Origin of the sequence: Actinokineospora sp. (assembly GCF_052390155.1) — a bacterium.
In the GTDB taxonomy this organism is placed as follows: Bacteria; Actinomycetota; Actinomycetes; order Mycobacteriales; family Pseudonocardiaceae; genus Actinokineospora.
Window position 1 is genome coordinate 53,372 of sequence record NZ_JBQTHF010000006.1, and the last position, 13,925, is coordinate 67,296.

The following is a 13,925-nucleotide window of genomic DNA, read 5'->3' on the forward strand; positions in this document are numbered from 1 at the left end:
CTGATCCTGTCATGGCCTCCTGAGTGTCGGTCGTGCGGACAGGACCAAGAGGACAGTCGGAACCCGCGCCGCTACGGCATCAGCCCGCCTGGACCGAGGTCACCCAGATGTTGGACAACTCGCCCTGCAGCGCGGGTGAGTCGGCGCGGACGGGAACCTCGGAGCGCGTCGCGAAGAAGCGAACGACCGTGCGCCCCGCGCCCCCGGACGGACCCGCGAGGATGCCGCGGGTGGAGAGCGTCTCGTCCTCCTCCACGGTCATCGAGACGATCGGCGCGTACCTGGTCTGGGTGATCTCCAAGTCGCCGTTGGCGAGCACCTGGACGGACTTCGCCCCGGTGCACGCGTGGGTCGAGTTCTCATGGATCTGGGGCCCGTCCGCGGTGAACCGGATCGCGCAACCGGTCACCGTCGTGACGGCACTCGGCGCAGGTTGGGAGGCCTCGGCGGAGAAGTGCACGGTCACCCCCGCCGCCGCGGCTCCCACGGCGGCGAAGGACGCGAACTTCCGAAAGACGTGACCACGGGGCATGCGAACTCCACTGGGTGATGGGCCGAAAAGGGTGAGGCCCCAAGTGTGTGCCTGCCCGCGCACCGGGTCGAAGCAACTGAGCGGCAACTGAGCGGCAACTCGCCGGATTCTCGGATGCGGCCACGCGGCGGCCGGAGCCCGCTACCGTGCAACACCGTGGATGAACGTCCGGCCGCAGACGCGATGTCCCTCGGGAACCTCGTGCGGCGGGGCAGGCTGACGATCGGCGCCACCCAGGAAGAGCTCGCTCACCGCGCCGGAGTGAGTGTGCGGACGATCCGCAACCTGGAGAGCGGCCGGATCGGGTCGCCCCGGCTGTCGTCCGTGCGGGCCATCGCCGCCGCACTGGCACTCGACGCTGACCGGTCCGCCGAGGTCATCGCCCTGGCCACGACGGACGGTGACACCGTGGGCGAGGAGGCGACCCCTCCCGTCGGCGGCGTCATCCGAGAACCGCTGACCGGACTGATCGGGCGCGATGGGGACGTCGCGAAGCTCGTCGAGGTGCTGGCCGACCGCGCGCCCAGACTTGTCACGCTGACCGGCATAGCCGGGATCGGCAAGACCCGCCTCGCCCAGGCGGCCGCCCGAGCGGCGCAGGCGCACGGCGTGCCGACGTGGTGGGTCCCGTTGGCCGCGATCAGCCGCGCCGACCTGGTCGTGTCCGCCGTGGCGGACGCGGTCGACGCGCCGGAGCCCTCCGTCACCGCGATCGGCGGCAGGCTGCCGGACCGAGCCGTGCTCGTGGTCGACAACGTCGAACACCTGCCCGGCGTCGGCACCGTCGTCGCCGACCTGCTCCGCGAGCTGCCGGGGGTGACCGTCCTGGCCACAGGGCGGGCGCCGCTGAGGGTCGCGGGCGAGCAGGAGTGGCCAGTCTCCCGGCTGGCGGTGCCCGACACGGGCGAGATCACCCCAGCGACCGCGCGGAGGACTCCCGCATCGGCGCTGCTCATCGAGCGAATCCGGTCTACTACTCCAGAATTCGAGCTGACCGCCGACACAACACCGCTGGTCGCCGAGGTCAGCAGGCTGCTCGATGGCCTCCCGCTGTCCATCGAGCTGGCTGCCGCGCAGTGGCGGGTGCGCGGCGGCACCGACCTGCTGCGCTCGATCCGCCGCGATCCCCTCGGGCTGCGCGACGTCGGGGCACGCACCAGTGCCGACCACGTCTCGCTCCGGGCGGCACTCGACGCGACCTGCGAACTCCTGACCGACGGCGAGCGCGCGACGCTGCGCAGGCTGGCCGTCTTCCGCGGCGGCTGGACCCTGGACGCCGCGACGGAAGTCGTCGGAGCGGAGACGGTGATCGATCATCTCGACCGGCTGCTGGCCCTGGGACTGGTGCAGTCCGCGGACACTCCGACTGGGCGGCGCTTCTCGATGCTTCCGACGATCACGGCGTTCGCCGAGGACGAGGCCCGCGACCACGGGGTGGACGCGGACGCGGCCTGCCGCCACAGCACGTGGGTGCATCGGTGGGCGCTGGGGCTCGACCTGTCCGCCGACGGCATCAACGCGACGGCGGGCCACGTCAACGCGGAACGGGACAACGTGCGCGCCGCACTCGCCTGGTTCGATCGGAACGACCCTGGTCAAGGTCTCAACCTGACGAGCGCGCTCTACCACTACTGGTGCCGCGGCCACGCCGACGAGGGTCTCGCCTGGTACCTCGCGACCGCGGACCGCGCCGACGACGCGGCGGCGCGCTCCACCGGGCTGCGGCAGGCGGCCTGGCTGGCGCGGCGCGTGGCCCGGCTCGCCGACGCCGAGGATCTCGCCGACAGCGCGCTGAGGGAGTCGGGTGACGACCCGGTGTTGCGGGGGCGCGCGCTGACCGCACTCGCCATCATCGTCGAGCTGCGCAAGCCCGGACGGGGTATCCAGCTGCACGCCGAGGCGGTCGAACTCGCCGAGCGGGCAGGCAAACCAGCGCTGCTGTGCCACACGCTGAGCCAGTTGGCGGTCTGTGAGACAGACCTCGGCCACCACGACGACGCGATCCGGGTGCTCAACCGGTGCGCCGCGACGGCCAAGGAGCACGGGCTCGTGTATGCCCGGTTGGTCGCTCTGCTGAACATCGCCCACAACCGCAATGTGCTGGGTGACCATGCGGGCGCCGACACAACCCTGGTGGAGTGCGAACTCCTGGTCGACGCAGCAGGCCCGCCGGACGCGCGCACCTACTGGCGGGCTCAGCGGGCCATCGCCCGCCTGAACCTGGGCGATGTCAGCACGGCCGCCGAGTTGGCACGCCTGGCCCTGGCCGACGCGACCGGCGAGCGGGAGCACCAGAACACGAACGAGGCCCGGATCGCCATGCGGAGGTCGCGCTGGCCACCGGTCGGCGAGCCGACGCCGCCGACGCCTTCCGCGCCGTGCTCTCGTCCCGGTTCCAGATGGGCAGTCCGGTCGGGCAGTGCCTGGTCCTGGCAGGCCTGGCGCTGTCGGCCGACGAGCCGCGCACCGCGGCTACCGCGCTGGCCGCCCTCGCCACGATCCAGTCCGGCCACGGATTCGACCTGGCCCCGCCGACGCGCAAGCGGGTCGACACCGTGACCAGGCGCTGGCAGTCGGCGTTGGGCGGGAGGTGGGCCGACCTGATGGCGGACGCGGGCCGCCACCAGGTCGACATCCTCATCGCCGCGCTGACCACCTCGCCGTGAGGGTCACCTCTCGGCGTGGAGAGCTGCGCGCAGCCGGTCGAGGTCCGCGCGGCTGTCCCCAATGAACGCGGTCTCCTGCTCCGCGCGGACTGTGCGGACGGCCGCTTCCCACGGCTGGGTGCACGTGTAGTCGGCAACCGCTACCGACCGCTCGAACCGTTGGAGCCGCTCCCGGTCGATCGGGGCCAGTTCGGCCAAGTACCGCGAATCGAACGGCTCGGTGTCGAAGTCACGGCCGACGCTCGCACCGATCAGCCGGACAACCTCGTCGAAGCCGCCGCCGGGTCCCGTGAGCCCGGGGTATCCGGCCTCGGCCACGCACGTCCGCCAGGTGCCCATGGTCGACCTCGTCCGCGCATCGCCCGCGATGCGGTCGTCCAAGGCAGCGAGCCGGTCGCGTAGCGGCTGGAAAACGTCGGCGGCGATGACTGCCGACGTCCGCCACTCGTGCGTCTGCGCCTTCGCCGCGCACCCCCGGACGCCGTCCGGTCCGTACATGGCCTCGTCCCATGCGGCGCGCTGCTCGCGCGACATCGCCTCGTAGCTGACCCGGTTGGGACCGGGCGGACGAGGTGTGGTGAGGCCGTAGCCGTAAGTCCGGGCGTCGGCGAGCGAGGGCACCTCACCCGGTGCGACGTACCCGCCGGGTACGTACGCCTGGCCCGCGTCAGCCATGCACGCCGCGACGCGTTCCTCCGTGGCGGCGGCCCTGGCTTCGGGACTCCCCTGGCCGAGGTAGTCGTCGAGCGGACTCCCGTCGAGGCCCACCGCCCCGGGAGGCGACGCGGCCCCCTGCGCCGCGCCGCAGCCCGAGGACACGAACGCCAGCATCGCCAGCCCGACAGCCCAGGCGGTCAGCAGCCTTCCACGCATGTCCGCTGCTTGAAGTAGATCCACGGGGTCATCAGCACCCTGTCCGTCGCGTGGTGTACGGCGAGCCCCCTTACCGCTGTGTAGTGGTATGCGCTGAACACCCGAGGACTGGGACCGTTCGTCGCGGCGGGCCCGATCGGGATGTTCGACGTGAGCCGGGTCGTGGCGGAGGTCCCGTCGGGGAAAGCGCCCCGGCGGTAGAAGGTCAGGTGAATAGTCCCGCCGCTGTGGTTGGTGAAGTACATCGAGTGCTCGGCGTTTCCGCGGGTGACGTCCGCGGGCTCGGTGCTTACGTACTGTTCCAGGGTGCCCATGCCCGCACTCCAGTCGGCCGTGCACTCAAAGTCGCCGTTCGTATAGACGTCTCGGCTTTCGCTGCCCGCGCACGGATTCGACTGGGCGGCGGTGTCGGCGGCCGCCGTGCCCGCGAGCACCGGGATCATGGCGGCGGCCAGCGTGGCGGCGGCCATGCGTCGTCGACTCATCAGTGGACCTCCCTCGTAGTGGTGAGGTCCACAGCTTCGGGAGGACGGGCCGCGCCTGCCAGGCAAGCCGTCGGCAAGTGACCGGCAAGAGCGGATGCCCGGAGACAGTACGAGGGTGCCCGCATGACTCGGCTCCTCCTCAGCAGAGGATCCGTCATGAGGACAGTCCGGGGAACAGGGCGATCAGGCTGGTTGTCGCCAGCAGACCCGGACCGTGCGGGACGCCGGTCCACCATTCCGGTCGGCGCAGCGCCGCCAGCGCCAGGGTGATGATCGCGGCCCCGACGGTTGCGAGTACCAACGTCGAGAGGTCCACCGCCCCCAGTACCGCGCCCAGGCTGCCTGAGAGTTTGACGTCGCCAGCGCCCAGTGTCCGCGGACGCCACCAGCGGATGGCCGCGTGCAAGCCGAGGAAGAGGACGGCACCGAAGACCGCCCCGACGACGAGTTCCAGGCCGTGGCCTAACGCCGCGACGGTAAGGGTGACAACCGCGACCGGATACGCGCCCAGTGTCAGGGCATCGGGGAGTCGGCGGTGCCGTAGATCGACGACCCCGAGCGCGACGGCGAACCAGGTGAGGAGAAGCGCGGTCGGCACCCACCAGCCGGGTAGGTGTCCGGCCGCCCACCGGACGGTGACAAGTGTCCACAAGAGAGCGACCGGGATCTCGCACCACCCTGGGCGGACTGAGGTCCCGCGTGGAAGGTGGCGCAGGAGGACGCGCGCCGCCGCGCCCGCGATGGTCCCGGCGACCGCCGCCGATACCGCCGCCGCCACGATGGTCCCGAAGGCCGCAATGGTCGCCAGAGCGATGGCGACCACCGCCACGGACGGCAAGATCAGGCGGCGGGTGGGCGATGGCGGCCAGCCGATTCGCGCTCGATTCGACGGTCTGCGTCGATGGACGACGCGAATCAGCCCGCCGAGCGAGGCCAATCCGATCCGACTCGACCACGTGGTCCGACGACGCGACTCTGGTCGCGGCACGGAACACACGGGTGTGGGAAGTACCGAAGGCGGGTTGCCCGACAACGCGGACCGGCCAACCTGACAACTGTCCTCCGACCAGTCGAGTCGCGGCACCGGACAGCGGAGCGCAGGCACCGCCGCGACCCGCACGGACGGCGGCGTGGGCAAACCAACCCGATCAGCCGCGCCCCGACGATCCCGTCGCGGCGCGGAACGGGTGGGCGTCAGTACCGCCGAGGGCGGGTCATCCGACAAGGCGGATTGGTCGGCCACCTCGGGTGGTTCGGGCGGGGATGTGGGTGGAGCGGCGCTTGGTGTGGAGAGGTCGAAGGTGGGGCGTCGGAAATGGAAGTGGTCGGGTAGGGACATTGTCGGGGTTGATGACCTGGGTGTCGTGCCGGACGATCGTCGCGGGTTGGCGGTTGCACGGCAGAGTTGTTGCAGGAACAGGGTTTTCATGGGGGTTCCTCCCTTGGCTTCGCTTTCAACGGTAGCGAACGGGAGTTCGAACGTCATTGCCCCTTTAGCGTGGGGATGGACATTTGACGAATTCGGGGAATTGTGCTTGGTCAGAGCGGCAGTGGGAGAACTCCGCCAGTTGCTTCCCATAGGGCATCGCGCATGGGTTCGCGGGGGGCCGGGTGGCCGGTGAACTGCTCTACCTGGTCGAACGCCTGGTGCAGGAGCATGTCCAGGCCGGTGGCCAGGCGCCCGCCCGCGCGCGCCACGGCGTCGGCGACGGGAGTGGGCCACGGGTGGTAGATCACGTCGAGGACGAAGGCGGCCCGGGCCAGGGACTTGGCCAGGGGCTCGGTCGCGGCGGCGGGGGCGGTGTTGACGAGGACGGCAGCCGAGTCGGCGAGGGTGTCGAAGTCCACTGTGGACCATGGGGCGACGCGCAGGGGGAGGGACAGTCTGCCGGCGCAGTCGACCGCGTCGGCGGCTCGCGCCGGGTCGCGGACGACCACCGTCGCCGACGCGATGCCCATGGCGGAGAACGCGGCCAAGGCGGCGCACGCCGTGCCGCCCGCGCCGAGAACCACGGCTGTGGACGCGGGCTCGACACCACCGAACACCGGCGTTTCGGATACCGCCTCAGCGCCGCCATCGGCAAAGACGGCGTCACGCACAACCGGACTCGGGTGAGCGCGGGCCGCCGTTTGGTGCCGGTGGATCTGGCCGACGACAGATCCGAGTACACCCGCGCCAGGAACGACGAGCCCCGCCGCGCGCAGGGCGCCGATTACGCCTGCCACATCGGTGCAGTCCGCGTGCCAGGTGCCGTCAGGCTGATGGACGAGGGTGTTGGCCGCACCAACGGCCCACGCGCGTTCGGTAGCGGCGACGGCCACGGCCAAGGCGGCGCGCTTGCCCGGCATGGTGACCGACAAACCCGCCCACTCCGGGCCAAGCTCGGCGACCAGCCCGGGCAGGCGCGGCTCATCGCAGTCGAGGCGGGTGTAGGTCCAGCCCGCCAGCCCTAGGGCGGCGTAGGCAGCGCTATGCAAGACCGGGGAGAGCGAGTGGTCGACCGGCGAACCGAGAACGGCCGCGCGCCGCTCAATAGGCATCGTTGGCCCGTGCTTGGCGCACGTTCTCCTCGTGCTGCGGCAGAGTGTCGGCAAAGCAGGAGGTGCCGTCCTTCTGGCAGCGCACGAAGAACAGCCACGTCCCGTCCGCCGGTTTGGCCGCGGCGCCGAGGGCTTCCTTGCTGACCGCCGAGATCGGCGTCGGCGTGAGTCCCGTGTTGGCGTAGGTGTTGTACGGGCCCGCCTTGCCCCGATCCTCCGGCCTGGTCAGGATCGCCGGCCGGTCGAGCACGTAGTTGACCGTCGAGTCGTATTCGAGCCGCATCGACTTGGCGAGGCGGTTGTAGGTGACGCGGGCTACCTTGTCGAAGTCGGCCCCGATGGCCTCGCGCTGGACGAGTGAGCCCATGATCAGGACCTGGTACGGGGTGAAGCCCGTGGTCTCGGCGATCTTCGGCATCCCGTAGCTCTGCAGCCGCGCCGAGGACTCGCTGATGACCTTCGTCCACAGCTCCTCCGCGGTGGACCCGGGCCGGACCTCGTAGACGTCCGGTGCGACAAGGCCCTCCAGCCTGCGCGCGGGTTCGGCGCGGGAGGCGTCGGGGACGGCCCAGTCGGGGACGCCCAGGGACGCCAGGTCCGCCGTCGCGGCGACCTCGCGGAGGGCCTCGACCGGGACACACGTCTGCTGGCCGTTGAGGGTCGCGCACGACGCCTTGGAGATCAGCGACACCACGCCGGGGGTGACCGTGTCGCCGTTGGTGATGTCGTCGAACTGGGTGCCCGCCTTGATCTGCAGGTTGCCGACCTTCGACTTGGGGTCGACGATCTTGGCGACCGCGTCCACACCGGACACCTTGGTGCGCATGACGTAATAGCCGGGCTGGATGGCGCGGACCTTCGCCTCGGACTCCGCCGCGGTCAGGAACGCCTTGGCGCTGGCGACCACGCCGTCGTCCTTGAGGCGGGTGGCGATGGTGCCGGTGGTGTCGCCGCCCTTGACCTCGACGACGACGTCGGTCTCCCCCGGCCCCGCGAAGTCGTCGTAGCCGCCGATGTTGGCGAGCTGACCCAAGCCGTACCAGACGCCGCCGCCGATGACGAGCAGCACGATCAGGCCGAAGACCAGCAGCTTCGCCTTGCGGTTGTCGCGCTTGCGCTTGACCCGGGCCTTGGGCGCGCTCTTGCGGGGGCGCTCTCTGGACGGCCGCTCGTCGAACAGGCCGAGCTCGTCGGTCATGAGTCCTCCGCGGATCGGGCGAGCGTCGCCGAGCGGGCGTCGAGCCAGGACTGCAGGATCTCCACGGCGGCTGCCTGGTCCACGACAGCGCGCTGGCGCTTACCGCGAACCCCCCGCTCGCTGAGCATCCGGGACGCGGCCACGGTGGTGAGGCGTTCGTCGGCGAGGCGGACCGGGACCGGCGCGACACGGCGCGCCAGGTCGGTCGCGTACGCGTGCGCGCTCTGCGCCGCGGCACCGTGCCGCGCGGCGAGCGTCCTCGGTAAACCGACCACCACTTCGACCACCTCGTGCTCGGCGACGAGCTCGGTGAGTCGGTCGAGGTCGCTGCCCGACCGCTCGTCGCGAGACAGCGTAACCAGCGGGCTGGCGAGCACGGGAGCCGGATCGCTCAGCGCGACCCCCACCCGCACGGAGCCGACGTCCACGGCGAGCCTGCGGCCACGCCCCGGGTCGTCGGCTCCGGGCCGGTCGGGTTTCGGATTCACGAGCCCGCGAGCGCCCCGCGCAGGGCCGTCACCGCCGCACCGATGCCGGTCGCGTCGGTGCCGCCGCCTTGGGCCAGGTCGGGCTTGCCGCCGCCGCGACCGTCGATGGCGGCGGCGAAAGCCGGGACGAGTGTGCCCGCGGCGATGCCCTGGTCGCGGGCGGTGGCGGTGGTCGCCACCACGAAGCTCACCTTGCCGTTCTCGGCAGAGAACAGCGCGACAACACCGGATCGGGAGCCGAGCCGGTTGCGCACCTCGGCGGCCAGGCCGCGCAGGTCGCTGGCGCCGACGCCGTCGGGCACCTTGAGCGCGACGAGCGCGACGCCGCCCACATCCTCGGCCTGGTCGGCGAGGCCGCCCGCGGCGGACAGCAACTGCCCGGCGCGCAGCTTCTCCAGCTCCTTCTCGGCCACCCGCAGCCGCTCGATCAGCGCCTCGACGCGCCCAGGCACCTCGGCGTCGGGCACCTTGAGCATGGCGGCGATGTTCTGCACCAGGGCGCGCTCCTTGGCCAGGTAGCGCATGGCGTCCATACCGACGTACGCCTCCAGGCGCCTGCTGCCCGAGCCGACCGACGACTCGCCGAGCAGGGTGATCGGGCCGATCTGCGACGAGTGCTCCACATGCGTGCCGCCGCACAGCTCGCGCGACCACTGGCCGCCGATCTCCACCACGCGGACCTCGTCGTCGTAGGTCTCACCGAACAGGGCGACCGCGCCCATCTCCTGCGCACCGCCCATGTCGGTGTAGACGACCCGGACCGGCAGATCCTTGCGGACGGCGAGGTTGGAGACGTCCTCGATCTCACTGCGGGTCTCCGGCGACAGCCCGCCCGACCAGGCGAAGTCGAGCCGCAGATAGCCGGGCTTGTTGTAAGAGCCGCTCTGCAACGCTGTCGGGCCGAGCACCTGGCGCAGGGCCGCGTGCACGACGTGCGTGCCGGAGTGGCCCTGGCGCGCGCCGACGCGCCACTCGGGGTCGACCAGGGCCTCGACGTGCTGGCCCTCGGTGACCTCGCCGCTGCGCACGCGTACCTGGTGCACCCACAGCTTGCGGGCCACCTTCTGCACGTCGAGCACCTCCAGCTCGACGCCCTCGCCGGTGATGGTGCCCGCGTCGCTCTCCTGCCCGCCGGACTCGGCGTAGAGCGGGGTGCGGTCGAGCACGACCTCGACGATCTCGCCCTCGGCGGCGCCGGACACCCGCTTCCCGTCGCGGACGATGCCGCGCACGGTGGCCTCGGCGGCCAGCGTCTCGTAGCCGGTGAAAACGGTGGCGCCGAGCGCGAGCAGCTCGCGGTAGACCGACTGGTCGCCGTGGCCGGTCTTGCGGGACGCGGCGTCGGCCTTGGCGCGGGCGCGCTGCTGGGCCATCAGCTCGCGGAAGCCGTCCTCGTCGACCGAGAGCCCCTTCTCGGCGGCCATCTCCAGGGTGAGGTCGATCGGGAACCCGTAGGTGTCGTGGAGCTGGAACGCCTGGTCGCCGGGCAGCATCGCGCGGCCGTCCGCCTTGAGCTGGTCGGCGGCGAGGTCGAAGATCTTCGAGCCGCTGGCCAGGGTGCCGAGGAAGGTCTCCTCCTCCTTGCGCATCACCGACTCGATGCGCGCGAAGTCGCCTGCCAGATCCGGGTAGGACGGCGACATGGTGTCGCGGACGACTGCGGCGAACTCGCCGAGCACCGGCTCGGTGACGCCGAGCAGGCGCACCGAGCGGACGATGCGGCGCAGCAGGCGGCGCAGCACGTAGCCGCGGGCCTCGTTGCCGGGGGTGACGCCGTCGCCGATGAGCATCATGCCGCTGCGGGCGTGGTCGGCGATGACCCGGAAGCGGACGTCGTCGACCTGGTTGCCCGCGCCGTAGCGGCGGCCGGACATCTCCTCGGCGCGGCTGATCACCGGCCGCACGAGGTCGGTCTCGTACACGTTGTCGACACCCTGGAGCAGGTAGGCGACCCGTTCGATGCCCATGCCGGTGTCGATGTTCTTCGCGGGCAGCTCGCCCAGGATCGGGAAGTCGGTCTTGCCGCTGCCCTCGCCGCGCAGATCCTGCATGAAGACCAGGTTCCAGATCTCCAGGTACCGGTCCTCGTCCACGACCGGGCCGCCGTCGAGGCCGTACTGGGCGCCGCGGTCGTAGTAGATCTCCGAGCACGGGCCGGACGGGCCCGCGACGCCCATGGACCAGTAGTTGTCCACCATGTCGCGGCGCTGGATGCGCTCGACGGGCAGACCGGCGATCTTCTGCCAGAGGCCGAACGCCTCGTCGTCGTCCTCGTAGACGGTGGCCCAGATGCGGTCCGGGTCGAAGCCGTAGCCGCCCTCGGCCTGGCTGCCGGTGATCAGCGTCCAGGCGTGCTCGATGGCCTCGGCCTTGAAGTAGTCGCCGAAGGAGAAGTTGCCCGCCATCTGGAAGAACGTGTTGTGCCGGGTGGTCTTGCCGACCTCGTCGATGTCGCCGGTGCGCACGCACTTCTGCACGCTGGTTGCGCGCGGGTAGGGCGGCGGGGCGTCGCCGAGGAAGTACGGCTTGAACTGCACCATCCCGGCGTTGACGAACAGCAGGTTCGGGTCTTCCAGGATCAGCGACGCGCTGGCCACGGGGGTGTGGCCCGCCCGCTTGAAGTACTCCAGGAAGCGGCTGGAAATCTCATGGGTCTGCACGGTCTCGGGTCCTGTCGTGGATCTGGGGGTCGGCGGGCGGCGGGCACGGCGAACGGCGAGAGGTCAGCCGTTCGCCCGACGCGCTCGCGCGTCGCCGCGGCCGCCGAGGGCGTGCCGGGCACCCGGGGTGACCCCGGAGCGGCGCTCCACCACCTCGGACAGCTCCTCTTCGCGCTCGGTCATGCCCGCGCGCACGTCGGCGCCGAACGCGCCGAGGGCCCCGGCCAGCTCGCGCATGGCGTCGCCGAGGTTGCCCGCGATGCCCGCGGGGGTGACGGCTTGCGCTGTCTGCCGAGCCTTGCGCGAGAGCGCGACTCCGGTTGCCACGCCGACGCCGAGCCAGAAGATCCGCTTCATGCGCGGGCCCCCCGGCGCTTGCGGCGGGAGTGCTTGCCTTCCAGCTCGCCCTTGGCCCGGCGGCGGGCCCGGACGGCCTTGCTCACGCCGTAGGACAGGGCGGCGACCTTGACCAGGGGGCCGCCGAGGGTGGCGGTGAACACCGAGGTCAGCGCGGAGACGTTGCCGGTGACGGCCTGGGCGTTGGAGGTGATGCCGTCGACCCGTTCGAGCTGGGTGTTGACGTGGGTGAGGGTGGTGTTGGCGCCGTTGAACAGCGGGTCGCTGTTCTCGTGCGCCTTGCGGATCGCGATGGTGGCCTCGTCGAGCGTGCGGCCGAGCTTGCGCAGCGCGATGCCCAGCAGCACCACCAGCAGCACGAACGCGCCTGCGGCGATCAGCGCGGCGATCTGCCCTGCGGTCACGAGCCCTCCCTCATCGCTGGCGACGCCCACGAGCGCGCCGAATTGATCGGCGCCAGGTTACCGCGCCACACCTGGGACGGCCTGCCCGGACCTCGCGTCCCAGTGTGGGCGCTCGCGGGCCGCGCCGCGACGGGATCGCGGGCTCAGTCGGTGCCGCGGATCAGCCGCCGCAGCCTGGGCACGCGCTCGGCGAGCTGGCGTTCGGCGCCGCGCTGAGTGGGCTCGTAGTAGTCGCGGCCGACGAGTTCGTCCGGCGGGTACTGCTGGGTGAGCACGCCCTCGGGGACGTTGTGCGGGTACCGGTAGCCGGTGGCGTTGCCGAGCTTCTTGGCACCCGCGTAGTGGCCGTCGCGCAGCGGGGCGGGGACGAGGCCCGCGGCGCCCGCGCGCACGTCGGCCATGGCGCTGTCGATGGCGGTGATGACCGCGTTCGACTTGGGGGCGGTGGCCAGGTGGACGGTGGCCTGGGCGAGGGCGAGCCTGCCTTCCGGCATCCCGATGAGCTGCACGGCCTGGGACGCCGCGACAGCCGTCTGCAGGGCTGTCGGGTCGGCCATGCCGATGTCCTCGCTGGCGTGCACGACGAGCCTGCGCGCGATGAACCGCGGGTCCTCCCCCGCCTCGATCATCCGCGCCAGGTAGTGCAGGGCGGCGTCGACGTCGGAGCCGCGGATCGACTTGATGAACGCGCTGATCACGTCGTAGTGCTGGTCGCCGGAGCGGTCGTAGCGCACGGCGGCCTTGTCGACCGTGGCCTCGACGGTGGCCAGGTCGATGGCGCCGTCGCGGGTGGCGAGCGCGGAGTCGGCGGCGGCCTCCAGCGCGGTGAGCGCGCGCCGGGCGTCGCCGCCCGCGAGGCGGACGATGTGCGCCTCGGCGTCGTCGTCGAGGGTGGCGGTGCCCGCGAGGCCGCGCTCGTCGGCGACCGCGCGGCGGACGAGTTCGCGGATGTCGGTGTCGGTCAGCGGGTGGAGCTGGAGCACGAGCGAGCGAGAAAGTAGAGGGGAAACCACGGAGAAGAACGGGTTCTCGGTGGTGGCGGCGACGAGCAGCACGATGCGGTCCTCGACCGCGCCGAGCAGCGCGTCCTGCTGGGTGCGGGAGAAGCGGTGGACCTCGTCGATGAACAGGACGGTGGACTCGCCGGAATGGGTGAGGCGCCTGCGCGCGTCCTCGATGACGCCGCGCACCTCTTTGACGCCTGCCGACAGCGCCGACATCGCCACGAACCGCCTGCCGATGGCGGAGGAGACCAGGGTGGCCAGCGTCGTCTTGCCGGTGCCGGGCGGGCCGTAGAGCAGGATCGACGCGGGCGCGGCGCCCTCGACCAGACGGCGCAGCGGGGCGCCGGGGCCGAGCAGGTGGTCCTGGCCGAGGACTTCGTCGAGGGTGGCGGGCCGCATCCGCACGGGCAGGGGCGCGTTCGCCGCGACCCGGGCGGCGGCCTCCCGCTGAGTGGGCGGCGTCGGGCCGAAGAGGTCGAACTCCTGTTCCACGAGGTCGGACGCTACCCGCCTACACCGACAGGTCGTACCGGCCGTCCTTGGCGGCGGCCACGAAAGTTGCCCAGTCGGCGGTGCGCACGCTCAACGCGCCACCCGCCCGATTCTTGGTGTCCCGCACGCCGACCGAAACAGACATCCGCACCTCGACACAGAACTCGTTGTCTGGTCCGCTTCGACTGCTCGTGATCCAGCCTGCCCGCGACGACACATCCATGC

The 13,925-nt window shown here is 71.5% G+C and carries 13 protein-coding genes; 1 reads left to right on the forward strand and 12 read right to left on the reverse strand.

The genetic code is table 11. The features are described 5' to 3' along the window. Positions 1–79 precede the first annotated feature (79 nt). The gene (locus ACT4N7_RS02415; RefSeq protein ID WP_444826891.1) at positions 80–532 is read right to left on the reverse strand and encodes a hypothetical protein; all 453 of its coding nucleotides are present in this window, start codon (positions 530–532) and stop codon (positions 80–82) included. A gap of 156 nt (positions 533–688) precedes the next feature. On the opposite strand from ACT4N7_RS02415, the gene ACT4N7_RS02420 reads away from it, so the two are divergent. Beyond that, positions 689–3,091: a helix-turn-helix domain-containing protein gene (locus tag ACT4N7_RS02420; RefSeq protein WP_444826892.1), complete on the forward strand. Its 2,403-nt coding sequence runs from the start codon at positions 689–691 to the stop codon at positions 3,089–3,091. A 110-nt stretch (positions 3,092–3,201) separates the two neighbouring features. Here the strand turns inward: ACT4N7_RS02420 and ACT4N7_RS02425 are convergent, their stop codons facing one another. From ACT4N7_RS02425 to ACT4N7_RS02475, 11 genes are all read right to left on the reverse strand, one after another. Continuing rightward, entirely contained in the window at positions 3,202–4,071 is an 870-nt protein-coding gene (locus ACT4N7_RS02425; RefSeq protein WP_444826893.1) for a hypothetical protein, read from the reverse strand. Continuing rightward, on the reverse strand, positions 4,053–4,556 hold the full coding sequence (locus ACT4N7_RS02430; protein WP_444826894.1) for a hypothetical protein: 504 nt from the start codon (positions 4,554–4,556) through the stop codon (positions 4,053–4,055). Before ACT4N7_RS02430 ends, ACT4N7_RS02425 begins: the two co-directional genes overlap by 19 nt. 154 nt (positions 4,557–4,710) lie before the next feature. Further along, positions 4,711–5,493: a prepilin peptidase gene (locus tag ACT4N7_RS02435; protein WP_444826895.1), complete on the reverse strand. Its 783-nt coding sequence runs from the start codon at positions 5,491–5,493 to the stop codon at positions 4,711–4,713. 602 nt (positions 5,494–6,095) lie between these two features. Continuing rightward, positions 6,096–7,097 carry a shikimate dehydrogenase gene (locus ACT4N7_RS02440; RefSeq protein ID WP_444826896.1) on the reverse strand — a complete coding sequence of 334 codons (1,002 nt, stop codon included), beginning with the start codon at positions 7,095–7,097 and terminating at the stop codon, positions 6,096–6,098. Next, a complete protein-coding gene (mltG, locus tag ACT4N7_RS02445) occupies positions 7,087–8,295 on the reverse strand; it encodes an endolytic transglycosylase MltG (protein ID WP_444826897.1) in 1,209 nt (402 codons plus the stop codon). The genes ACT4N7_RS02440 and mltG overlap by 11 nt, the downstream gene beginning before the upstream one ends. Next, positions 8,292–8,783: a Holliday junction resolvase RuvX gene (ruvX, locus tag ACT4N7_RS02450; RefSeq protein WP_444826898.1), complete on the reverse strand. Its 492-nt coding sequence runs from the start codon at positions 8,781–8,783 to the stop codon at positions 8,292–8,294. The genes mltG and ruvX overlap by 4 nt, the downstream gene beginning before the upstream one ends. After that, positions 8,780–11,443, reverse strand: a complete 2,664-nt coding sequence (alaS, locus tag ACT4N7_RS02455) for an alanine--tRNA ligase (protein ID WP_444826899.1) — start codon at positions 11,441–11,443, stop codon at positions 8,780–8,782. Before alaS ends, ruvX begins: the two co-directional genes overlap by 4 nt. 63 nt (positions 11,444–11,506) lie before the next feature. Next, positions 11,507–11,800: a hypothetical protein gene (locus tag ACT4N7_RS02460; protein WP_444826900.1), complete on the reverse strand. Its 294-nt coding sequence runs from the start codon at positions 11,798–11,800 to the stop codon at positions 11,507–11,509. After that, the gene (locus ACT4N7_RS02465) at positions 11,797–12,204 is read right to left on the reverse strand and encodes a DUF948 domain-containing protein (protein ID WP_444826901.1); all 408 of its coding nucleotides are present in this window, start codon (positions 12,202–12,204) and stop codon (positions 11,797–11,799) included. The genes ACT4N7_RS02460 and ACT4N7_RS02465 overlap by 4 nt, the downstream gene beginning before the upstream one ends. Positions 12,205–12,347: 143 nt before the next feature. After that, positions 12,348–13,700: a replication-associated recombination protein A gene (locus tag ACT4N7_RS02470; protein ID WP_444826902.1), complete on the reverse strand. Its 1,353-nt coding sequence runs from the start codon at positions 13,698–13,700 to the stop codon at positions 12,348–12,350. Positions 13,701–13,719: 19 nt separating this feature from the next. Further along, on the reverse strand, positions 13,720–13,923 hold the full coding sequence (locus tag ACT4N7_RS02475; protein WP_444826903.1) for a DUF397 domain-containing protein: 204 nt from the start codon (positions 13,921–13,923) through the stop codon (positions 13,720–13,722). Positions 13,924–13,925: the final 2 nt, after the last annotated feature.

Coding starts and splice junctions, on each gene's coding strand:
- ACT4N7_RS02415 (WP_444826891.1), bottom strand. CDS start 532: ATGCCCCGTGGTCACGTCTTTCGGAAGTTCGCGTCCTTCGCCGCCGTG.
- ACT4N7_RS02425 (WP_444826893.1), bottom strand. CDS start 4,071: ATGCGTGGAAGGCTGCTGACCGCCTGGGCTGTCGGGCTGGCGATGCTG.
- ACT4N7_RS02430 (WP_444826894.1), bottom strand. CDS start 4,556: ATGAGTCGACGACGCATGGCCGCCGCCACGCTGGCCGCCGCCATGATC.
- ACT4N7_RS02440 (WP_444826896.1), bottom strand. CDS start 7,097: ATGCCTATTGAGCGGCGCGCGGCCGTTCTCGGTTCGCCGGTCGACCAC.
- mltG (WP_444826897.1), bottom strand. CDS start 8,295: ATGACCGACGAGCTCGGCCTGTTCGACGAGCGGCCGTCCAGAGAGCGC.
- ACT4N7_RS02460 (WP_444826900.1), bottom strand. CDS start 11,800: ATGAAGCGGATCTTCTGGCTCGGCGTCGGCGTGGCAACCGGAGTCGCG.
- ACT4N7_RS02475 (WP_444826903.1), bottom strand. CDS start 13,923: ATGGATGTGTCGTCGCGGGCAGGCTGGATCACGAGCAGTCGAAGCGGA.